This window comes from Pseudomonas sp. B16120 (genome assembly GCF_044218845.1).
Taxonomy (GTDB): domain Bacteria; phylum Pseudomonadota; class Gammaproteobacteria; order Pseudomonadales; family Pseudomonadaceae; genus Aquipseudomonas; species Aquipseudomonas paracarnis.
Map to the genome: position 1 here is coordinate 5,549,849 of NZ_CP162588.1, position 23,334 is coordinate 5,573,182.

General features: G+C 54.4%; 16 protein-coding genes and 1 pseudogene. 6 read left to right on the forward strand and 11 right to left on the reverse strand.

Annotated features, from left to right (window positions below; translation table 11 throughout):
- The 4 genes from AB4P90_RS25970 to AB4P90_RS25985 all read right to left on the reverse strand — a co-directional run bounded on the left by AB4P90_RS25970 (position 1) and on the right by AB4P90_RS25985 (position 4,866).
- On the reverse strand, positions 1-2,193 hold the full coding sequence (locus AB4P90_RS25970) for a molybdopterin cofactor-binding domain-containing protein (protein WP_010562383.1): 2,193 nt from the start codon (positions 2,191-2,193) through the stop codon (positions 1-3).
- A gap of 1 nt (position 2,194) precedes the next feature.
- Positions 2,195-2,656 (reverse strand): (2Fe-2S)-binding protein, encoded by a 462-nt coding sequence (locus AB4P90_RS25975; RefSeq protein ID WP_010562382.1) that lies wholly within the window; start codon positions 2,654-2,656, stop codon positions 2,195-2,197.
- Between the two features lie 462 nt (positions 2,657-3,118).
- The gene (locus AB4P90_RS25980) at positions 3,119-4,153 is read right to left on the reverse strand and encodes an NADP-dependent oxidoreductase (protein ID WP_010562380.1); all 1,035 of its coding nucleotides are present in this window, start codon (positions 4,151-4,153) and stop codon (positions 3,119-3,121) included.
- Positions 4,154-4,272: 119 nt separating this feature from the next.
- Positions 4,273-4,866: a TetR/AcrR family transcriptional regulator gene (locus tag AB4P90_RS25985; RefSeq protein WP_010562379.1), complete on the reverse strand. Its 594-nt coding sequence runs from the start codon at positions 4,864-4,866 to the stop codon at positions 4,273-4,275.
- A 406-nt stretch (positions 4,867-5,272) separates the two neighbouring features.
- Here AB4P90_RS25985 and AB4P90_RS25990 point away from each other — a divergent pair, with 406 nt between their 5' ends.
- On the forward strand, positions 5,273-5,899 hold the full coding sequence (locus AB4P90_RS25990; RefSeq protein WP_042946338.1) for a glutathione S-transferase family protein: 627 nt from the start codon (positions 5,273-5,275) through the stop codon (positions 5,897-5,899).
- 433 nt (positions 5,900-6,332) lie between these two features.
- A pseudogene (locus tag AB4P90_RS25995) lies at positions 6,333-6,488 on the forward strand (IS5/IS1182 family transposase); the annotation flags it as partial.
- Positions 6,489-6,710: 222 nt separating this feature from the next.
- Here the strand turns inward: AB4P90_RS25995 and AB4P90_RS26000 are convergent.
- Positions 6,711-7,118, reverse strand: a complete 408-nt coding sequence (locus AB4P90_RS26000; RefSeq protein ID WP_010562376.1) for a carboxymuconolactone decarboxylase family protein — start codon at positions 7,116-7,118, stop codon at positions 6,711-6,713.
- Between the two features lie 290 nt (positions 7,119-7,408).
- On the opposite strand from AB4P90_RS26000, the gene AB4P90_RS26005 reads away from it, so the two are divergent.
- The gene (locus AB4P90_RS26005; protein WP_010562375.1) at positions 7,409-8,032 is read left to right on the forward strand and encodes a TetR/AcrR family transcriptional regulator; all 624 of its coding nucleotides are present in this window, start codon (positions 7,409-7,411) and stop codon (positions 8,030-8,032) included.
- 412 nt (positions 8,033-8,444) lie between these two features.
- Here AB4P90_RS26005 and AB4P90_RS26010 read toward each other — a convergent pair whose 3' ends face one another.
- A complete protein-coding gene (locus AB4P90_RS26010; protein ID WP_130926026.1) occupies positions 8,445-10,085 on the reverse strand; it encodes an MFS transporter in 1,641 nt (546 codons plus the stop codon).
- A complete protein-coding gene (locus AB4P90_RS26015) occupies positions 10,082-11,134 on the reverse strand; it encodes an HlyD family secretion protein (RefSeq protein WP_010562373.1) in 1,053 nt (350 codons plus the stop codon). Before AB4P90_RS26015 ends, AB4P90_RS26010 begins: the two co-directional genes overlap by 4 nt.
- 982 nt (positions 11,135-12,116) lie before the next feature.
- Between AB4P90_RS26015 and AB4P90_RS26020 the strand changes: the two genes are divergently transcribed.
- From AB4P90_RS26020 to istB, 3 genes are all read left to right on the forward strand, one after another.
- Complete coding sequence (locus AB4P90_RS26020) at positions 12,117-12,446, forward strand: hypothetical protein (RefSeq protein WP_395605476.1); 330 nt, start codon at positions 12,117-12,119, stop codon at positions 12,444-12,446.
- Between the two features lie 103 nt (positions 12,447-12,549).
- Positions 12,550-14,049 carry an IS21-like element ISPman1 family transposase gene (istA, locus tag AB4P90_RS26025; RefSeq protein ID WP_170040466.1) on the forward strand — a complete coding sequence of 500 codons (1,500 nt, stop codon included), beginning with the start codon at positions 12,550-12,552 and terminating at the stop codon, positions 14,047-14,049.
- Entirely contained in the window at positions 14,042-14,845 is an 804-nt protein-coding gene (gene istB, locus AB4P90_RS26030) for an IS21-like element helper ATPase IstB (RefSeq protein WP_010466203.1), read from the forward strand. The genes istA and istB overlap by 8 nt, the downstream gene beginning before the upstream one ends.
- Before the next feature lie 157 nt (positions 14,846-15,002).
- On the opposite strand, the gene AB4P90_RS26035 is transcribed toward istB, so the two are convergent.
- From AB4P90_RS26035 to AB4P90_RS26050, 4 genes are all read right to left on the reverse strand, one after another.
- Positions 15,003-15,560: a nuclease-related domain-containing protein gene (locus AB4P90_RS26035; protein WP_395605477.1), complete on the reverse strand. Its 558-nt coding sequence runs from the start codon at positions 15,558-15,560 to the stop codon at positions 15,003-15,005.
- Positions 15,561-15,997: 437 nt separating this feature from the next.
- A complete protein-coding gene (locus AB4P90_RS26040; RefSeq protein ID WP_395605478.1) occupies positions 15,998-18,310 on the reverse strand; it encodes a DUF1998 domain-containing protein in 2,313 nt (770 codons plus the stop codon).
- 153 nt (positions 18,311-18,463) lie between these two features.
- Positions 18,464-19,426: an IS30-like element ISPpu17 family transposase gene (locus AB4P90_RS26045; protein ID WP_004577240.1), complete on the reverse strand. Its 963-nt coding sequence runs from the start codon at positions 19,424-19,426 to the stop codon at positions 18,464-18,466.
- A gap of 91 nt (positions 19,427-19,517) precedes the next feature.
- On the reverse strand, positions 19,518-23,330 hold the full coding sequence (locus tag AB4P90_RS26050; protein WP_395605479.1) for a DEAD/DEAH box helicase: 3,813 nt from the start codon (positions 23,328-23,330) through the stop codon (positions 19,518-19,520).
- Positions 23,331-23,334 lie beyond the last annotated feature (4 nt).

Here is a 23,334-nt window from a genome sequence, read left to right on the forward strand (position 1 = left end):
TCAAACCGGATAATAGCCAGCACGGCTAAGTGGTAACCGACGAATGCGCGTACCGGAAGCAGCGTAGAGAGCGTTAACCAAAGCTGGACCGATCAGCGCAGTACCGGCTTCCCCGACTCCGCCCGGTGCTTCCAGGCTAGGCAGCAGGTGCACCTCAACTGCTGGCGCCTCACTTATGCGCAGCTGCCGATAGTTGTGGAAGTTGGTCTGCTGAACCTGACCGTTCTCGATAAGAATTTCGTTGAACAACGAAGCAGACAGACCGAATAATGTCCCACCTTCAACCTGCGCCAAGACCGACGTCGGGTTAGTCGCGAAGCCGCAGTCCACAACACTGATCAAGCGTTTAATGCGCAAGCCAAATTCACCCTGCATCTCAAGCTCAACGAGAGTTGCTACATAGCTGCCAAACACCGAACTTACTGCCACACCCCGACCCTGCCCAGCAGGTAAAGACTGGTACCAGTCACTCTTCTCAGCAAGTAAGCGCAGCACCGCCTGGGCACGTGGCTGGTCCGCCAACAGCTCCAAACGGTAGACCACCGGGTCGGCCTTGGCATTGTGCGCCAGCTCATCAATAAAACACTCCAGGGCATAGGTCCCCCGCAGAGGGCCCACGCCTCGCCACCAGGACACGGGCACGACACTCGGCTCCTGGCGGATATAGCGAACCTGCAAATGCGGCAGGCGGTAGATGGGTTCCACCGCGACTTCAACGGCATCGGCATCCACGCCGCTGGGAGGCAAGCTGCCGGCATAGCGGGCGAGAATCGAGGCACCAGCGATACGGTGTTCCCAGCCCAGCGGACGCCCCTGCTTATCGAGGGCGGCTTGCATACGATCGGCATAGAGCGGCCGATACAGGTCGTGGGTCATGTCCTCCTCACGGCTCCAGACCAGCTTGATCGGGTAATCGACCTGACGCGCGATGGCCACTGCTTGGGTGATGAAGTCGAACTCCAGACGCCGGCCAAATGCCCCACCGATCAATTGATTGTGCACCTGGATTTTTTCCAAGGGCAGCCCGGTGACTTGGGCGGCCGTCTGTTGGGCGAAGACCGGCACTTGGGTGCCCACCCATAGCTCGCACGCATCTTTACGCACATGGGCCACGCAGCTCATGGGCTCAAGCGGCGAATGCGACAACAGCGCTTGCTCGTAAACGGCCTCGAACTGGCTGGAAGATCCCTGTTTGGCTTGCTCAATATCGCCTGTGCGCTTAGCGACCACGCCATCACGGCTACTTGCGGCTAGCAGCTCCTGGTCCAGTTGCTTTGATCCGATAGTAGCGTTCGACCCAAGTTCCCACTCGATCTTTAACGCTTTGATGGCCTGCTGGCAGGCCCAAAAGTTACTTGCGGTAACGGCCACGGCATTGTCCAAACGCACGATGTCGCGAACCCCTAACACCCGTCGCGCCTCAGTTTCATCAACCGAACGCAGCCGTCCGCCATACACCGGACAGGTGATGCTGGAGGCCACCAGCATCCCGGGGATTTGCAGGTCAATGGTAAAACGCGCCTTGCCGTTGACCTTCGCGGGCGTGTCCAGGCGTTGCGCGGGAGTGCCCAACAGCTTGAACTGCTCGGGGGTTTTCAGCGGCACCGCGTCGGGCAACGGCAGCGTCGCAGCGGCCTCGACCAAATCGCCGTAGTCAGCCTGCAGGCCTTTGGGGCCAAACACCTGGCCATTCTGCGCATGACACAGGCTCGGCGCGACGCGCCATTGCAGCGCTGCCGCCTGAATCAACAGAATGCGCGCTGTAGCGCCCGCCCGACGCAGCGGCTCCCAGGTGTAACGGGTAGAGGTCGAGCCACCAGTGGCCTGAAACTGAAGCAAGGTATCGGTATACAGTGCGGAGTTCGGTGGGGCCTCCTGGATTACTACCTTATCCAAATCGACCTCAAGCTCCTCCGCCACCATCATTGCTATACCAGTTTGCGCGCCCTGACCCATTTCAATCTTCGGCGAGATCACCGTGACCACGCCATCTGGGCCCACCCGCACAAAGGCCCCGAACCCCTCAGCGGAGCGATCACCCAGCCGGCCTAAGGCAGCAGCCTCGGAGGCAGCGCTTTTGGACACCAACGGCGGTAGCCAGGTACTCAACACCAAGCCGCCGACCGCGATACCGCTGCCTTGCAAGAGACGGCGACGGGACATATCAACATTCATTTCGATTGTCTTCTTCATCTCACGCCTCCTCTACACGGCCAACACTGTGGATGGCTGTGCGAATACGGGTGTAGGTGGCGCAGCGACAAAGATTGCCTGCCATTGCAGCATCAATCGCCTGATCGTCTGGCGCGGGCTGGCTCTGCAGCAGAGCAGTGGCCGCCATGATCTGCCCTGACTGACAGTAACCGCATTGCACCACCTCATGCGCCAGCCAAGCCTGTTGAACGGCTTGACCGACAGCAGTCTCACCGATGGCTTCAATGGTGGTGATTGAGCGGCCCGTCAAAGCAGCAACAGGGGTCACGCACGAACGTATCGGCTGACCATCAAGATGCACGGTGCAAACGCCACACTGAGCAATACCACAGCCGTATTTTGTCCCGGTGAGGCCAAGCACATCGCGTAAGACCCAAAGCAGAGGCATATCCTGCGGCACGTCGACTTGGTGCGACTGTCCATTGATGATTAGCGTTTGCATCTTCATTCCTCAGACTAGTATTTTTAATGCTGACAACCTTAGTTATCGCTTTAATCATGTGGGTGCGGTATGGGAAACAGGCCAAAACAGCCTCATACGTTCACGAATTAATCCGCCTTAAACGGGCAACCAACCACCCGGCCAGCGGAAAGGAGACAAGCTGGGTGATTGGTACCAATACCAGCACCTCCACCAATACCATTACTGGGAAACTCAAATCACGGGTCAGCGGGGCTAATATACTCAGCACCAACAAAAGCGTTGGGTAAAGCCCCAAGCAGCCAACCAGTACACGCCAGAACGCGGCGTTTATTTGATGCGAGCGCTTACTGCGTGCGTGCATAATCCCCCCACAGGCATTACTTGTACTTAGTGGCCTGGATCTTTTTAAATAAAAAAGCCCTACCAGCAAGGAGCTTGAGCTGGCAGAGCAAAAAACACTGTCATTCCAACAACAGGCAATCAGTCTTCACTTACCCGAACCACTAGCTTGCCAAAATTACGCCCCTCTAGCAGGCCGATAAAGGCCTTAGGCGCCTCCTCTAGACCACTCACCAATTCTTCACGATACTTAATCCGGCCCTGCGCAAACCAGCTTGACATATCGTTAAAGAATTCGTCGTAGCGGTGCGCGTAATCATCAAAAATAATGAAGCCTTGGACTTTAATACGCTTACGCAGAATAGCCCCCATCAAGGCAGGCGAGCGATCTGGCCCGTCGGGTAAAGCGGTATCGTTGTAGTGCGCAATAATTCCGCAGACCGGCACTCGGGCCTTGGCATTGAGCAGCGGCAGCACAGCATCGAAGACTTTTCCACCGACATTCTCGAAGTAAATGTCGATACCCGACGGGCAGGCCTTGGCCAGTTGCTCGGCGAAGTCCGGCGCTCGATGATCGAGGCAGGCGTCGAAACCTAGCACCTCGACAGCATGCCGGCACTTTTCCGCCCCTCCGGCCACACCGACCACGTGACAGCCCTTGATCTTGCCGATTTGCCCGACAGTCGCACCGACCGGCCCGGTAGCAGCCGCCACCACCAGCGTTTCACCCGCCTGCGGCCGACCAATATCCAGTAAGCCCATGTATGCGGTGAAGCCTGGCATTCCAAATATGCCCAATGCATAAGACGGCTGCGCTGGCGAATCGCCCAAAGGGGTCAGGTCGCTGCCATCAGACAGCGCATAGTCCTGCCAACCACTAAAAGACAGCACCCAGTCATTCACTTTATAGGCATGATGCTTTGAGGCAACCACACGACATACAGTGCCCCCCACCATTACTCCGCCCACTTCGACAGGAGGGGCATAGGACGGCGCATCACTCATGCGACCACGCATGTAAGGGTCTAGCGATAGATAGATAGTACGCAGAAGTACCTGCCCCTCTGCGGGTTCAGGAATTGGACCTTGTTCAATAAGAAAATTCGCTTCGACAGGCGCACCATGTGGACGCGATGCCAGAACAACGCTTCGATTGATTTGCTTTGATTGAGACATCTTCACACTCCTTGGATGGCGGGGAAAAACAACCGCATCAACGGAAAAATTAGACCAGTCTGCTATTTTTCACATAAAAAAGCCACCCTACCGAGGCGGGAGGGTGGGCGATCTCGTAATCACGCCTCCTCAGGGACCAGCATCATCAGAGTAGTAGCCATGGCATTTTCTAGCGACCGACTGTTACGGTGCAGCTTGCTCAGCAGGCTTGCACCAAGCCAAAGCTGGTATAGCGCCAAGGCCGTTCGGTAAGCATCACCTTGCGGCAAAGAACCGTCTAGTTGACCCTGCTCAAGACAGCCAGAAATACGTTCAATTATCTGATCTGTTCCGTCACGGAGAGTGAGGCGCATAACCTCCGAAAGATCTGCAACCTCAGCGCTCAGTTTAACTACAAGACACTTTTGCTCATCGCAGGGCTTACAATAGCTTTCAAGCCATTTCTGCCAATATCCCATAAGCCGCTCACGGGCTGTATTGCCGGTAGCGGCAAATCGTTCATCCATGTTCGCCAGATAATTGCGAAAGTAATCCTCGAGCAAGCACTGCCCGTACTGCTCCTTGGATTTGAAGTAATGATAGAACGAACCTTTTGGCACACTTGCGGCTTGCAGAATCTCGTTAAGCCCAACACCCGTGAACCCCTTAACCACCATCATTCGGTGACCCGTATCGAGCAAATGTTGGCGCGTATCATCGTAACGTGGTTTCATCAGTGCAAGCTACCATAAAATAGACCAGTCGTCTATGTGAGTTTTTTGCTCCAGAGATTGTAGCAATTGTTGATGGCCGCCGCAGGTCTAAACACCAACCCACGCTCGGCATCCTCATAGCGCCGCAGTACACGCAAAGAACCAATCCTAAGCCTCCCAAAGCTCCTTGGATTTCTGTGGGCGCACTCCTCTCTCGCTAGAAGACAAGCATCGAGATGCAGATCTCAAAGGACTCGGAGCGGACCGTAAGTGCTATCGGAGCATTCAGCCCACCAGAATAGTAGACTGGTCGCATATTGACAGATACAATTTCTTGCCTACTCGTTGCGAGTCCGCAAATTACCTATCGATAGCCTCAGACAATGCACATTTCCCTTACCGAGATCACTCAGAAGGCGTAAAAATGATGATAAAACTTCACCACCTCAATGACTCCAGGTCGTTTCGTATTCTGTGGCTGCTGGAAGAAATAGGCCAACCATATGAAATTATTCGGTATCAGCGTGATAAAAAAACACATCTAGCCCCCGAGACACTGAGGGGCATTCACCCCCTAGGCAAATCTCCAGTTATCGAGCTTGATGGAAAAATAATTGCGGAGTCAGGCGCGATCGCAGAAATCCTGATAAAAAAATTTGCACCTCATTTAGCACCAACAGAAAGCTCTGCAGAATACCTTGACTACTTACAATGGATCCATTTCTCAGAAAGCTCGGCAATGCTTCCGTTCTTACTGAAAATATTTAATGAGTTTGAAACACAATCTGGAACCGAACTAAAATTCCTTAACAACTACGCCGAAGCTGAATTCAATAAAGTTTTTTCCTATCTAAACAACCACTTGAATAACAAAAAGTTTTTAATCGAGGAGAGACTCACAGGAGCAGACTTCATGCTAGGATTTGTGGTAAAAGGCGCGCTCAACCTGCTCAAATCCAAGAGCGAATTTCCACATATTGAAAACTACATTAAAAACCTTGAAAACCAGAAAAGTTACAAGCTAGCGCTGAATATAGACGCGAAGCGAGTTTAGCTTTTTAACAAATAGCTGTGGCAGACTCTCAAACTGCCATGGCTCTCACCATCATGAAGCTAAGACCACCAAAGCTGACATCCTTCAAGTGACGGAACACTGGAGTGATGATCAACCTGCTTAAAAGCTTGTCAGTAACCGGGCTTAAAAATTTACTCGGCTAACGATGAATACGGCTGTTACGTCAGAGCCAGACCGGGCGTCGCTTCGCAGCTACACAATAGCAAGCACAGGCTTACATGTTGGAGCTTATTGAAAAATGACCCAAGAAAGATTTATGTTTTTGTGCCCCAGTAGCAGTGGATAAGCTTGGCAGTAGTATCCCCACTGAAGTCGCATCGACACCCACTGCAGGTAGGCATGCGATTCAGAGCGACGTATATAACGAGCCTACAGAAGCGACCGGTAAAGTAATGTTGAATAAGTTCTAACACCCTTTCCAATGATCAATAGCCAGTTCAGTTTTGTGAAAACACGCTTCCCTAGCCTGGCAAAGGACACGGCACATCTGGCGACGCGATTTGCAATGTCGAATCTGTGGATGGCATTCCGACATTTAGCGAGCGATACAGGAGAGGTGTGCCTGTAATATAGGGAATAGCCGCCGTGAGGCTCTCACGGCGGCTAATAAAGATAGGAATGAGTGAGTGATCTGAGCGTTTTGGATCAAATCGGCACTTTCAAAATTGGAGGCAGCCGAATTTTACAAAAAAATATGGCTACCTCAGACCACCCCTAGCCGGGCCTTCCAAACATCGCAGAGCCTTTTTTTATTCTCGAGCTCCCTACTAAAAAAGCAACAGATAACACTTTAAGCATCGAGCACTGCAAATACTTCTCCAGCAGACTGAATCGCCGCTAGTGCAGCAGGAACTCCGGCAGCTATACCTATTTGGATAATTGTGTCAATAATTTCCTGACGCGAAACACCGGCACGCAAGGCTGAGCCAATTCGCAGTTTCAGAATGGGAGCAGCAGTTGCTCCTAGCGCAACACATCCAGCTACCATAATGAGTTCTCTGGTACGCAGATCTAACGAACTCTGCCCATAGACATCGGCAAATTCCCACTCCATAACAAATCGGCCTATAGCAGGAGCAAGGTCCTTTAGCCCGTCCAAGAATTCACTAGAACGCAGCCCAGTGATCTCCTCAAACGCCGCCTGGCCAGCAAGGAAACGCTGATCGTTGACTGATACAGTTTCGGGGGCTTTAGCCATTACAGAAATCCTCCTAATTGATTTGAAATGCGCTTCAGTTTGTCCTCAACGCGAATAATTACCGGATGGTAATTATAGGGCAAAAAATCAACCGATCAACAGTTATTTACCAATCAGTAATTAGTGAGCGTGGTGCGACATTTCACTGCAAAGCGTCCCACCTTGTTTACCAAGCGATTGTCTATCGTTATGCTGAAAGCATGATCAGATCACCACAATCGAAACGCAAATGTGCCCCCACCGAGACGATCGACGACTCCTCGAGGCCAACGCCAAACAAACGCAAACGCATGCCCCCCCAAGAGCGTGAGAGGGAGATTATTGAAGAGGCGGTACGCTTTTTCGCCGAGGTCGGATTCGAAGGTACCCTACGCGAGTTAGCCGAACGCCTTGGAATCACACACCAGAACCTGTTTCGTTATTTCGCAACGAAAGAGGCGTTGATAGATAGAGTGTACCAAGAGGTCTACCTTAGCCGCTGGCAACCTGAATGGGAGGCAATGCTAAAGCAGCCTGGAAAGACCTTGGAAGCGCGATTAATCGACTTTTACAAGGCATATTTGCCTGCGATCTTTCGATATGACTGGGTTAGGATTTTTATTTTTGCAGGACTCAAGGGCGTCGACATCAGTCAACGTTATCTTTCCCTAATCCAGACCAAAGTGATCGAACCAGTGGCGATGGAATTACGTGAGCTTTCCTGCGAAAAGCCGCCCGGTGAGACCTTATCGTCGGCTGAGCTTGAAGTTGCATGGGGATTACATGGTGAATTATTTTATCTTGCCCAACGTCGCTGGGTATATGACATGACAGTTCCGGAAGATCTGGATCGCTTTATCGAAATATCTATCATTCGCTTCCTGCATGGAGCACCTGCTGCCATGCAGGCATTGACGCGCGACGGAGCTAACTAAAAGTTGCGACGCCAGCTCACACGATTAAATCGTCCCGCTCACGCGCACCGCCAATCACTCCGACGGCTCCTATAACAGTACCGTCGCAAAGCAACTGTATTCGCCAAGAATATATCGCAACTGCCCCCCTCCCCGTGCGAACTATTTATAGCGAAGAGCAGTCCGTCTGACTGAATATATCGAGCCAGATCTAAAGGGCTAATACCGAACTCACCAATCCGGATATGCGCGATTAAATCCCCTCCAGCGTCCTCCACCGCAATCCTCATCGGCTGACTGATTCGCTCAGTCTTAAATTGCGCCGTCGCAATAGACTAAAGGGCATTATTCAGACTCAACATCAATGAAGTCCTTTGAGTATGGATACCATTAAATATCATACACTCTGGCGGGAGTGCTAATAAGATGGTACTCAAGCGTGGCGGACATTAGAACTGGGATGTCCCGATCCGTAGGGCATCATAAATGCCGCCAACACTGCACCTATTAATGTAACCACAGCGATCGCTGCCAAGGTATCGGCATGCGCCAAAATCTGAGATTGAAGCCGCACATTACTAGCTAGTAGATGCAATGCCTGTTCCGTCGCCTGATCACTGCCGCTGGACCGCATACTGACTGCCGAGATAAGGGCATCCAGCCTCGCTGAAACAGCGGCCGAGGATGTGCTCACATGATCCATAAGTACATTAGATCGGGTTTGCTCACGTACTCGATCCAAAGTGCTAACCCAAGCCAAACCCGCCGTACCGCAGATACTGCGCATAACATTGAATGCCATAGCAGCATGCAATCCCTCGCGCGGCAAAAGATCGCCAACATACAAATACAGCAGTGGCAACAAGATCAGGGGCAGCCCTAAGCCCTGCAATATCTGCCCAATGCGCAACTCACCGCCCTCCCATGAGCCGTCGATGTTCAAGCTGTCATGCAGAGCACCCGTGGCGACCAATACGCCCCCCAATACAAGTAAACGACGGGGACCTCCCAACCATTTCCTATCCAAGCACACTACCGCGCCCGCAAAACTAATCAATTGCGGCCAGCCTGCATCCCACAGCACCGCTCCCAATTCGCGCGGATGATAGCTGTGTATCTGTATAAGGAATTGGGGAATCACATAGCTGCAACCTGTCACGGCGACACTGAAAGGCAAAATTCCCAAAATGCCCAGTACTATATTGCGTCTCGACAGCAGTTCTACATTTAGCAGGCGATCATGCCTCACTCTGACCACGTGATATATAAATCCGCATATGGCAACCGTACCGGCGAATAGCAACACTCTAATTGGGGTTGCCTGTAACCAATCAAGCCGATTACCCTGATCGAAAGCACAGGCGAGCATGCCAAGCCCGCCAACGAACAGGAGCATTCCAAACCGATCCATATGAAGCAAAGGCCGCAAACGCAGTCTTTCGCGCGGCAGACCATAGAAACCCGCGATCAATGCGAATATGCCAGGCAGTAGGTTTGCGAGAAACAGTGCGCGCCATCCCCAGTGGTCGAGCAGCCAGCCTGTGATTGCAGCGGCCAACTGCGGGGCCAGAGTCGAGGCGGAGGTATACAGTGCCAAAGCAAGAGCACGATGCCTAGCCGGTAGAGTTCGCAATAGCGCAACTATCGCCATCGGTAATAGGACCCCGCCGGCCATACCCTGTGCAAAGCGAACGATGACCTGAGCAGCATAAGGAGGGCTGAACGCCATTAATACCGAGGTAGCCATAAAGAGCAACGTTGCCCCTAACAACACCCGTCGAAGTGATAACGCAGTTGCCAACCAGCAGCCAATCACCACGCCGACGACATCTCCAGCGGCATAAGCTGAAGAAAGCAAAGTACCTTCGTCAACCCCCAGGCCTAAACCACCCCGTACATCGGCAAATCCCAGCACAACGTATCGGGCACCGAGCACGGTCATCCAGGCTGCAGCAATAGCGGCCACGCAGGCCGAAAAACGCCGACGATCCCATCGAATCAAAGATCCGGGAAAAAGTCGCGACTTCAGCCGACTATTCACTTCTGATACGGCAGGGCCTAAAGAGTCACTCACACCCGCCCTCGCAGCCAGCCGGTTAACCAATCAATAAAATTTCCTGAACTCAGTCCGGTTGATGTGTGAATGGTCGTAGTAACGGACATACCCGGGAGCAGAGAGGACTGCGAATCCTGACTCGGGTCAAGTGTGATCTTCACCGGAAAACGCTGAACTACCTTAGTGAAATTACCTGTCGCATTGTCGGCTGGAAGCAAAGCAAACTGCGCCCCGCTGGCAGGCTGAAGACTGTCAACCTTACCTTCGAATGCTTGGCCAGGCAGACTGTCAACCAAAATAGTAACGCGCTGTCCTGGGCGTATATGCGTTATCTCGCTTTCCCTAAAATTTGCGACCACCCAAACATGTGGCAGCGGAACTACATCGGCGATCAGCGTTCCGGTGCGCACATACATACCAGGACGCACATGACGCTCGCCAATGACGCCATCAACCGGAGACGTGATACGTGTCCAGCCAAGATCTATATTGCGCAGATTCAGACTCGACTGTGCAGCCTGAAGATTGGCTCTCGCCTTGTTTATACTCGCATTGCTCATTTTCTCCCGCTGTTGCGCCGCCATCCACTCGGCGCGCCTCTGGGCAAGATTAGCGCTCAAACGCTTAACGTCTGCATCAATACCATCAACCTGCTGGCGAGACACCGATCCACTTGGCAGTAAAGCATGATAGCGACTGTGATCAGCAACTGCGCGATCCAACTCAGCCTGTAAAGCCCGTAAGGATGCCGCAGCCGCTTCTACTTGAATCTGTTGATATTGCTTTTGGCTGCGAGATTCGACCAGCGCGGCAGCGGCTAAATCAGCCTTAGCCTGAGCTTCGGCAACCTTTTCTCGATAATCAGTATCCTGCACTAATGCCAACAAATCGCCAGAGCGCACTCTCTGATTGTCGCGGATCGGCACATCCACGAGATATCCTTCAACGTGTGATACTAGCGGGGTCAGATCGGCCCGGACGTAGGCATCATCAGTAGTCACACTATCCCTGTAAGGAATCGGGTACCAGACTGCCACCGCAGAAGCGAACAGCACGGACGATGCCATAGCAAAGCGCCTTGACATTCGCACTCTGGTTGTAACAAGCGGCCAACCCACTATTAACGCCCATCTACTTTTTATTCTGCGACGAGATCTGCACGTCGCATCCCCACTTTTTGCCGCAGATTGTCGGAGCATCTACAACCACCATTAATTACCATTTGGTAATTATAGGTCTTGAGATCGGCAAGTCAACCCAAGTTCAGTTACCGCAAGCACCAGCTGTTACCGATCGAAATCACATCCGAAAATATTTCAGATCTATTTCACCTCCGTGAACGCCCCACGGTATCGACTGCTGTCGGGGATTTGGCGTGCTCACTTTTGGCTCAGCACGCTCATCACTGGAGAGGATCTGCGTATGTATGGACACGCGAAAAATTCAGGCGCTGGACAGCGCTGAGTCGTTACCTGAACGACGGCACGGTGCCGATAGGCAACACACGACTGTAGACGGCTAGGACATAAGAATTGGTTTTGTGTGTCACGAAGGAGAAGTCATGACGGCATGAAAATGGTGGCGTGACAATCCATGTTCCAAAATGGATGGAGGTCGGCCCTCCGGTCAGGGCGTACAGGCGCACTGACCAAACGACCCGATGCTGCGAGCATGTTCAGCATGCTGGTGGTGAGCGATTCGGGTAAAGGCAGAGAAACTACTGTCACGTAAGGCTCAGGTAGTTGAACGCAAGTGAACTGACTGATGAAGCGACGAAATCTTAGCTGGTGTCAAAACGGGCTTGTAAAGCCGGGCCCCGAGAAGTGCAGAGGACACCTGTCTACCGACTGCACGGCACCCGTTGTTAAGGCAGCAAGAACCTGAGCCAAGCCATTTTGGGGAACGTGAGAACCTATCCTCGGCACGTATCGCAGGGATAGGGACGGACTCACCCGTAGTAGTGACGAAGGGCCTGTAATGGGACTGGAGCGAAGGGGTGGGGATCACTTTCGTTGTGCAGGACACAACTCGAACGAGGATGACGTTTTAGTGCAGCGAAAAGCATTCGAAATACCGAAGTCGCTGGTGTGGATGGCATATCAAGATGTACGTCGTAACCGTGGTGCGCCGGGCTGTGATGGTCAGACGCTCACGGACTTTGGTCGGCAACGAGATCAAAACCTTTACCGCATCTGGAACCGGTTGTGCTCAGGATCGTATTTCCCGCCATCTGTGCGGGAAAAACGCATTCCGAAAGACAACGGCAAGGAACGCATCCTTGGCATCCCAACTGTTTCTGATCGGGTAGCCCAAGGCGCGGTGAAAAGATACGTGGAGGCTGTGATCGATCCGATTTTCCATGCTGACTGTTGCCGCTGACCGAAAACTGACCCAGTAAAGGCTGTTCTGCCGACTGAAAACTGACCCAGGTGTTCAACTGCTTCTGCTCACTTTTCGAGCAGGAGAACACAGGGTGATCAGCATGGAAATGTTGGGAAAAATCCGGCGGATGTACTTCCGCGACAAGCTCTCGCTGCATCAGATAGCCAAGCGTACCGGACTGTCGAGAAACACCATTCGAAAATGGGTCAGAGCACCCGAAGCCACCCAGCCGGCGTACCAACGGTGCGCAACCTTCAACAAACTCAGTCCATTTCACGAGACGCTGGAGCTGGCGCTCAAGGCCGATTCGTTTCGGGCAAAGCACAACCGCAGGAGTGCCAAAGCACTCTTCGAACAGATCAAGGCCGAGGGCTACGACGGCGGCTACAGCCAGCTCACCGCCTTCATCCGTGCGTGGCGCGGCGAGCAAGGCAAGTCTTTACGGGCCTTTGTGCCGCTGACCTTTGCACTCGGGGAGGCCTTTCAATTCGACTGGAGCGAAGAAGGTCTGCTGATCGGCGGCCTGTTCCGACGCATCCAGGTCTCCCATATGAAGCTGTGCGCCAGTCGCGCATTTTGGTTGGTTGCGTATCCCAGCCAAGGCCACGAGATGTTGTTCGACGCCCATACCCGCTCGTTTGGCGCGTTAGGTGGGGTGCCGCGTCGCGGCATCTACGACAATATGAAAACGGCTGTCGACAAGGTCAACAAAGGCAAAGGCCGCACAGTCAATGCCCGGTTTGCCGTCATGTGTGCCCACTACCTATTCGATCCGGACTTCTGCAACGTGGCCTCCGGCTGGGAAAAAGGCATCGTTGAAAAGAACGTTCAAGACAGCCGACGGCGCATCTGGCTCGATGCTCAAAACTGCATGTTCCATACCTTCGAGGAATTGAATGCCTGGCTCGGCCAACGCTGCCGTGCGCTCTGGGACGAACTGGTGCACCCGCAGTACAACGGGCTGACAGTGGCGGACGTCCTGGAGCTGGAACGCGCCGAATTGATGCCGATGCCGACTGCCTTTGATGGCTACGTCGAGCGCACCGTACGGGTCTCCAGCACCTGCCTGATCAGCGTGGCGCGAAATCGCTACTCGGTGCCGTGTGAGCGGGTCGGTCAGTGGGTCAGCAGCCGTTTGTATCCCACACGGGTGGTGGTCATCGCCGATGAAACGATGATTGCCAGTCACGAGCGCCTGTTTGATCGAGATCAGGTCAGTTTTGACTGGCAGCATTACATCCCGCTCATCGAACGCAAGCCCGGTGCGCTGCGCAATGGCGCTCCGTTTGCCGATCTGCCGAAGCCGTTGCAACTGCTAAAACGCGGTCTGAGGCGGCACACCAATGGTGATCGCGTCATGACTCAAGTACTGGCGGCTGTTCCCATCGCCGGGCTCGACGCCGTATTGGTGGCTGTGGAGTTGGTACTTGAATCCGGCAGCTTGAGTGCTGACCACATCCTGAATGTCCTGGCTCGACTGACATCGACAGCAGCCCCTCCGTCCGCCGAAACCAGCCTTCAACTCAAGATAGCGCCTGTCGCCAATACGGCACGCTACGACCGGCTCCGTACCACCGATGAGGAGACTCGCAATGCGTGATCTTATGGCGGAACTCAAAGAACTGCGTCTGCATGGCATGGCCAGCGCCTGGGAGGAACTAGCCTCGCAAGGAGAAGCTTCGACGGCATCCTCGAAATGGCTGCTCGAACATCTGCTTCAACAAGAACATGCAGATCGAGCAGTGCGCTCAGTGAATCATCAGATGAACATGGCCAAACTGCCCATGCATCGTGATTTGGCCGGCTTCGACTTCAGCGCTTCCAGCGCAGATGCCCGCCTGATCAGGGATCTGTCCAACCTGGAGTTCACCGATACCGCGCAGAATGTCGTGTTCATCGGCGGGCCTGGAACAGGCAAAACACACCTCGCCACCGCCTTGGCCGTTTCCGGGATCACGACGCATCACAAACGCGTGCGCTTCTACTCCACGGTGGATCTGGTCAATCTGCTGGAGCGCGAAAAGTACGACGGCAAGACGGGCCGCATCGCTCAAGGGCTGCTACGAACAGACCTGGTGATACTCGATGAACTGGGGTATTTGCCCTTCAGCCAGAGCGGTGGTGCCCTGTTATTTCATTTGCTGTCCAAGCTGTACGAGCACACCAGCGTGGTGATCACCACCAACCTCAGCTTCTCGGAATGGTCGAGCGTGTTTGGTGACGCCAAGATGACAACGGCGTTGCTGGATCGGCTGACACACCACTGCCACATCGTCGAAACGGGCAACGAGTCCTACCGCCTGCAACACAGCAGCTTGGTCGCCCAGACCAAGATCAAATCACGTGAACGAAAGCGCAAAGACAATGATGGTGCCGAGGACGATGAGCTGTTTTGATCCGCACCGAAAATACCCTGCCGCATGCCCACATGCGGTGGGGCTTTAATGCCTCTTCCACCGGGACACGACTGCTAAGCTTATCCACAATTGCTGATGCCAAATCAGCAATCCGCCCTGGGTCAATTTTCAATCGGCAGGGTGGGTCAGTTTTCAATCAGCGCCGACAGGCCATTTCCAGAAAGTCGTCCAGCACCATGACGTGCTGCATCTCGACCTCGGGAAGATTCAAAGTGCATTTTCCGGTGAGCACAACGCAGAAGTCGATCCAAGGCTCTTTCCCGCCAGGCAGCCGAGACTTGAGACCCTTGATTCGTTTCCTCAACTCATATGTTTTCCTACGGGTTTTGTCTACCGGGGATACTTCTGTTTCCTTCCCGTCCTGGTGCCATTTACCGCCGTGGTTGGTGATCTCACCGCGCCAGTGCTTAAGTTCGACAACAAGAACGAGGCTGTGGGTAACGATGACGAGGTCGAACTCCCCGTCTGCCCCCCGCGAGTTCGCGAAACGAAAACCTGCGTAGCCGCGCCAAGGCCATACGCCATGGCCTGCCTCAGGCTTCTTCAATTGTTTCAGAACGTCAAACGACTTCCCTTTCGTAGAGCCTGCCACCGGTTCCGGAGGAAGCTCTTTGGGCCCAAATGCTTTGGCCATCTTGTCGATAGCGTCGATCTCAAAAGAAAGGAGACCTCCTTCCCAATAGCGTACGTCCATGCAATCCCCGAAACGTTTTTATGATGGAGTCAATCTGCCATACGTTAATGGAAATGGCGGCGCACTGAAATGTAAGATCGGGTGATTTAGCGATTTGGGATCCGTTTTTTTGGGATCCGCCCAACCTACAGTCTTCGCTTTCTTGCGACTCACTTCAACTTAACCCGCGCTCAAAGCTCGGCGTCTTGACGATGTCAACGGCTAACTGCGCCACGATCCCTTCACTCCCCACTGACGGGCTAAGCGATCGCTAGATCCGGCAACTGACCATCCCTAGGGCCGTCTGCTCTTGGCTGACTTTTGCCTTTCGCCACCGTTTGCTTTGGGTCGATTCCAGCCAGTAAGGAGATCATGCGCACTGGTCAAGTCGAATGCAAAAGGGTGGTCAAGTCCATGCAATTACCCACAATTCCGACCGCGCAGATATTTAGTAACAATCAATCAATGACGCAACTGATATAAGTCGGCCACTCTCCCCCCTGATGCATATGCGCATTTGAATATTTTTCAATCATCTGCCTGGCCTGTTCGTGGTGTGAGGTACCGAAGTCGAAATTCATTTGATCCCTATATGGCATGCGGCCTCTCCAGTAGCCCATACCCTGATCCAGCAAAATCTTGCTGACCCTACCCGACGCCCAGCTCACCGTGATAACCCGGCAGTGAAGCAAGTCACGGGGGCTGCTCATGATGTTGATGTTGATGTTCGGGACGATATCAAACTGGCTCTTGAGCCAGAGCTCGAGAATGGCCTGCTGATTATCCGCCCGCATCCAATCATGGCTGAGCAGATAACTTGGCTGGTTACCGCTCGGCGCCAGAGTTTGTACTGATAACGATTGCAGATAATCACTACGGAACAGTTCCAGGAAGCCGCTTAGCAGCATCAGAGACCACGGCGACTTCAGGTAGCGATCCGAGTAGCTGATGGACACTGCCTGATCATTGGTAATCAGGGTGGCCAGCTCCGGCATCTGGGCGTCGATCAGGGTAGTTAGGCGTCTTCTCAGAGTGTTGACTGGGCCATCGAGCTGCGAGGTGATTTCAACAATGCGCGCTCCCTGCTTGCGTTGGTTCCAGCCACTGCTGTCGATGGTATTTCCTGGCACTGCTGCCATCAGTCTGCTGGTGACCCAGACCACATCAGAATGACCTTGTAGCCAATCGCCCCCGGGAACTCCAACACTGTTCATGCTGCTATACAGGCTTCTGACGCCTGCTTGAGATGACAACTGGGCAATCAGGTGGGGAGCTTGCAGATTTGTAGCATCCAGCTCGAGTAGCTCAACGCCCAAACGTGCAAGCAATGCTAGGGTTTCCTTTTGCTCGGCACTCAACAAAGCGGAATCGGTAATGCCGATCCTGACTTTGAGCCGCTCGGCGATTGCCCAGGTAAGCACCTGCTCCCTAAAACGTGGATGGTCGAGATCCCAGTTCACATGGTCGCCGTGTAGACACACTAGGATCGATCCTGTTTGATCACGGCGATCCAACGAACTAACGGCGAAACTCAGCTCACGCAGCGGGCCAACGGAGCAGTGGCGAGCGCCATGGATGTTTACGAATACATCTGGAAGCCCAAGGTGTTCAACCAGTTGAGACTCACTCAGCCATTGCAGCGCCAGTTTGCGGTCCAGTTCCTCGCGCTCGACACGGCTATCTTGGCTGGCTAGGCAATGCGAGCAGACATTCTCGCAGTCGACTGGGCAGCGCAGGCGCTCCAGCGCCTTATTCAGTAGCAGAGCGAGATCGCTCAGGCCGGCCAGAACGAAACCGGCACCACCGCTGACTTCATCGAACAACTGGATGACGGAGCGCCCTTGCCTGCTGTCTCTGTCGCGATCCAAACGATAGCTGAAACCCATCTCTCCGCTGGCAATACCGAGTCGGTCGGCGATCACATCGCGCATGGCGACGCCGATAGTCGCGGCGATCAGACGCCCCTTGATTGAGTCAAGTAGCCATTCTCCAGTGAGTGGGTTCCTGAGGAATATTTCCAATACATCGGTGCGAATCTGATAACCAAGATGCAGACCAGCCTTGACCGCTTCGCCCGAACAATCTCTCTCCTTGCGGCTGCCGGCAACTCCGCCAACCGGGCGGTGGGCTTTATCGGGCTGCAAATCCTTAGGCACTTCGCCCGAGGCGAGGATGGACTCGGCACGTCCACAGGTCATGCAGACGGCATAACCTTTTTCATGTTCGCCGGATGAGTGATGGAAAACACTGCCTTCATGACCAAAGCGCACAAAGCCGCAGCGTTCATCAGGCAGCGCAATGCTTTCTCCAATCAGCTGGATGCGCGGTCGCTCGACGCGGATGAACTTTTGCGAAGTGACGTCGTTGGTGGTTTCCTCGTAAAAGTCGGTTACGAAGCCGCCCGGACGAAGCACCATGCGGCGCTCGCTGGATGGAATCGGCGTCGTGCAATGCGAGCAGCACAGCCCTGCGTCGTTTGCATAGGCGTTTTCGATCACCCCAGTGCTACCGCACTCCGAGCAGCGCCAGGCGATATCGAACTTTTGTGCCTCGTTGACCTGTCCATCAGCATGCCACTGCAGGCTGACACCGGCGGAACGATAGACGCGTCCATCGATCACTACCTGTGCGCCGGGAGCATATTCACGAATTGCGATATTCAAGCTGCGTGATGGCATTTCCTTGTTGTCGAAGATGCTGTCTTCGCGACTAGCATCCTCTTTTCTATGTTGATGCAAGAAGTCTTCGACATTGTAAGTTTTGAGGCTCACTACATCCGTAGGAAAGCCATATCCAGGCAGGAATGCAGAGGACGCCAGATAGCGAAGCAGGTACTCATTCTCGTGGCGCTGTTTTTCCAGTGCCAGTGCCTTCTTGTAAGGCCCGTCGCTGGCGGCCTGAAGCTTCTGATTAATATCCTGAATTCAACACATAAGTGCAACGCTCACCCCTGTATGCACTTCGTACGGCGTCTTCCAGCCCAAGCGCTTGCGCGGGCGTAGATTGATCCTCGCTACTGTCCGATTGACGGCTTCGACGGTCAGCTTGCTGAAGTCGCTGCCCTTGGGGAAATACTGGCGGAGCAGACCGTTGGTGTTTTCATTGGTGCCACGTTGCCAGGATGAATAGGGGTCTGCAAAAAAGACCTGGCACTGGCTCCGTAGCGCGATGCGTTCATGCCCGGCAAACTCCCTTCCGTTATCCAGCGTCAGCGTGTGAGCGGCATGGCCCTGAAGCATCAGATTGATCGCCCGCGTTACCTGCCGGCGCGTTCTGCGCTTGACCGGATAGGCGCTCAGATAGCCGCTTTTGCGATCAACCAGGGTCACCAGGTTACCGCCCAGTCCATGTACCGTATCGCCCTCCCAGTCCCCCAGGCGCTCGCGGCTTTCGACCTCGGCTGGGCGTTCACTGATTGACACGCGATTACGCAGCTGCCCGCGCCGATCGTGGCTTCCATAGCGTTTCCGGTAGCGCTTTCGGCGATGTCGCAGATAGGTATAAAGCTCACCACCGGCGCGCTGTTCGGCGGCAATGAACCGATAAATCCACTCATGGCTGACCGCCCGGCTTGGCTGCTCCTGCTTCAACCGCTGGGCGATCTGCTCCGGACTCATGCCATGCTTGAGCCACACCGGGAGATGATGGCTGAGCCATGTCGCCGGCTTGCAAAACTTGCGCGCACCCGCTCGACGAGCATCACTTTCATGGGCCGCAGAAACAGCCTTGTAGATATTCTGGGTGCTGTTGCGGCGAACCTCGCGACTGATCGTCGAGGGATGCACGCCGACCCGCTTTGCAATGCTCGCCTGGCTCTCTGCGGCGCTCAAGCCAGCCTCAATCTGGTAACGTTGTCCCTGAGTCAGCTGCCGGTAATGCGTAGTCATCTGCGCTTGAATCCTTCGGTGTGAGAGCCTGGATTCTACCGGTGGCTGGCTCTCTGCCTCTCGTTTCAAGCGTTGCGCTTATTCTATGAATTCAGGTATTACGATACTCACCTAACCAGCGTTCCTCGAGATCGTGCAACGCCAGTCGGGCTCCACCAGTGATTGAGCTGAGCGAGCGGCCCTCCAAACAGGTGCCACGCACCAGTTGCTTCACCGGACTACCATATTCCTCGGCGCTCGCCGTTAGCCAGGCCTTGAAGTGTTGGCAGGGCGAGTCGTCCGGGGCGAAAAACCAGTGCAGGGTAAGCTTGGTACGATCGCCATCATTGCTGCTGTGCATGCGCAGGAATAACGCCAGCAACATAGAGTTGACATGCCGCTGCACAATACGCGCTGAGCTGAGCGTAATGATTGGGGCCGGAATGGCGGTTACGAACGGCCACTTAGGATTGGCGAAGGCTCGCTGATTATGTGGGTCGGCCTTGCAAAGCGTATAGGCAATAGCCCGCGCTTCCTTGCGTCGTCCGGCCCGGCCGGCGCGCTGCAGATAGTTGGCTGGATGTGGCGGTAGGTTATTCATCACCACGGCGGAAATGCCGCCGATATCCACCCCCATCTCCATGGTGGTGGAGCAATTCAGCGCGTTGATGTCGCCACGCTTGAACTCCTCAACATAGTTATCCAGCCGTTTTGCCGACTGTTGGGCCGAGTGTTCAGCTGTCCGATAGTAAAAACCACCCTCGACTGTACGGTCGCTGATATCAGTCCACAGTGACTCCTGACGTAACTGGGCAATTATTGGATCTTTTGCGACCAATTGACGGATCTGCATTTGCTTGCGCAATGGGCTGCCATCGTCCTTGAGACTACTAAAAGCTGGTAGCTGGATCTTTTGGCAACGGTAATCCTGGCTCTGTATTTTTTGCGGCAGATAGGGCGTCAGACCACGGAAGGTGGTGTCGAAGATACGCCGAGTCAGCGGGCAGACCCAGCCCTCGGTAGGCAGCGAGAAGGTAAGAGTTTCCAGGCGCAGACGATGGCCAGTATCGGAGGCCTCCAGAATGCCTGCACTGACTAGTGCCGTCCATGCCGCCTCTAGCCAGCTGTTGATCTTGTCGGCATCCGCACTCAGGTTGCGATCAAGGCCGGTTGCCAGCTCGAGCAGCTTGATCAGACGATTCGGCGTCCCAGGCTTGATCTGTGGCCATTTTCTGATGGTGTTGCTTTCCTGCACGTCCTCCCTCTTAGGCGAATAGAGCGCCTTTGGGCTGAAGCGGCTGCCCATCCAGCGACGCATTTTGGTTTCCATTGGGATGAACGTGTTTTCCCGGACGTAGAAATCGAGGGCCACTTTCAGGAAATCGCGCCAGTCTTCCGGTGTCAGAGAGCTTCTGGGATCATTAGCATCGCCTTCTGCGAGAGTGGCCCGAGTATCGACCCACAGCGGCGGAGGCGCCGAAACCTTGTTCAACCCCTGGTAGCCAACCTTGACTAGCCCCAGCGTTTCTGTACTGTTTTGATTCTTGGGCCGCCGGGCGTATTCGCGCGCCAGCAGTAAACGCGCCATAGTCAGACCGCCTTCATAGCCATCAAATAACGCCGGATTGGCATAGCGGTTGTAGCGCAAAATGAATTGGTCAATATCCTTCGCTGCTGCAATGGTTTGGGCCATCTGCTGCCAGGGAATAACTCTGGCCGGGCTTACCAGAGAGGCGCCGCTCTGCAAAAGCTCAGCTTTTTTACGCAGATCTGCCGCCGTACCGGCCAAGCCCTGTTTTTCCAGGCTGTCTGCTAGAACGAGCATTTCTGCAGGACTGCCGCTAGGAGTGTCTTTGGGAGCGGCGTCGACCTTGGCTTGCTCATTTCGCAGACTTTCGAACACCAGCCCCCGTAGCCGTGAACGCTCTGCCTCCTGCTGCATTCTGACTGCCATTCGCGCCGTGCCCTGGCGGCTGTCAGTGAAGGTGATCAGCTTGCGTCCGCGCCCCGGCAGTTCCTCGGGGGAACGGCCATTGCAATCTTCCTTGTCAGGATCGGGGCAGAATTCCAGAACCGTCGGTACGGCGTTGGCAACATAGAAGGGCGCACCGAGGTATGCCTTGCGTATAAAATCGTTGGTGCCAAATGATGAGTGATCGCAATTGCTGCAGCAGGAGTTTGCCTCCTCTACCAACACGATGCCGATATTGCGGGTAGCGTTCACGCCACCCAACTTCTGACTTTCGAGGTCCAAGTTGTACGAGAAATAGGGGTCGTGTGCTGCCTGCATCCCAGCAATGATCAGCCCCTTACTGCCGGCGTCGATTCTTGCCACTTCGGCAGGTGAGTCCTCGCCGCCCTGTTCGTGGTTGAGAGCGAACTCGTCACCCGCATAGGGACTAGGCTGGTGCAACTCACCGTTGCGATCCTCGGCCAGAAGGTGAGGTGTCTTGCAGTCATCACAGAAACCCAACTCATACACCGGGGCATGGCACTCGCAGCGTGCTCGCTGGTTCACATATACGTTACCGAACAACCAGTCCTGCAGATGACTGGATTTCGCTCTGCACTGTGGGTCGACACAAGCCCAGAGGCCATGAAGCATGCGCTGGAACAGGTGAACCCGAAGCTTGAGAAACGGAGGCTGGCTTTTATCCGGGTGAGTACCGGTCATGGTGTCGAGCCAGTCGAGCACCTCCCGCTGCTGTTCGAGCCGGGTGCCTCCCTGCAAATGCCCAGCAACCTCAGCTATCAGGTCGTTAAGGTCAAGTGGCGTGAGAGCGGTGATCACGACGTGACGCAGGCGCCGAGCAATGTTGCTCTGGCACAATGCCTCAAAGCGCGTAGGAGATACTTCGGCGTCCGGATCGATATCGCAGATGGTCGTAAGGGCGATGTCTTCGCCTGGCGAGTCGAACGCAAGATCTGGCCAAACGCGCGAGCCGCCTATGACCTCAACCTGATCAAGTGCAACACCTGCAAGGTTTGCCAGATAGTGTTTCAGTCGCTCTTCGGCATCAGCGCCAGCTATAGTGGCCGAGGTAGCGATGAAACGAATTTGCTCGGACTGCATTCCAAAAGCCTGGACTACCCGGCGAAGCAATAGGGACAGTTCGGCTGCTTGGGAACCCACGTAGGTATGAGCCTCGTCGAGGACGATCCAGCGTAGTGACTGTTGCTGCTTCGAGATCTCCAGAATCGGGCTGTCGACCTGGCGTACCAGCATGTACTCCAGCATAGTGGCGTTGGTCATCAGGATGGGAGCGGGCTCCCTGCGTAGCAGTTCCCGCGACAGGATCTGATTGGGCTTCTGTTGCTGTTCCTTGCGGACTTTGTCGGCGCGCTCTTCGGTCTTGCCGTTGTAAAGGCAGAAGCGGATGTTATCGCTGTACTTGCGAGTCCAGGCGTCAAGGCGCTCCTGCTGGGAGTTGATCAGGGCATTGAGTGGGTAGAGGAATAGAGCGCGGACGCCCACCAGGGCTGCCGCACTGCACTCATGCTCGCGAACCAGATCTTCTAGGATCGGCACCATGAAACATTCGGTCTTGCCCGAGCCGGTGCCGGTAGTGATGACGGCCGAGCGCGGTTTTTCGTCGCGCAGGGTACGCCAAGCCTGCACTTGGTGAACGTAGGGATGTGCAGTTCTCGGGAACTGGTAAGCCGGCGCATTCTCCAATGTATCAAGCAGGCAGGATGACAGTAGCTGCTCATCCTGCAGATCCTGCAGGCGCAGCTTGGACTCCTTCCAGCCAAAAGTGTGCTCGAACACTGGTGGGGCCAGGAAACAACCGTCGGCCCCAAGCTCGTTCACCATACTTTGACTCAGATGCTGACGAAGGCCCGGATGATTGATGCCCAGAACACCCAGCGTCGCCTCGCGGGTACGTTCAAGGCTTTGCTGAATCAAATCCCTAAAAAAATGCATTGCA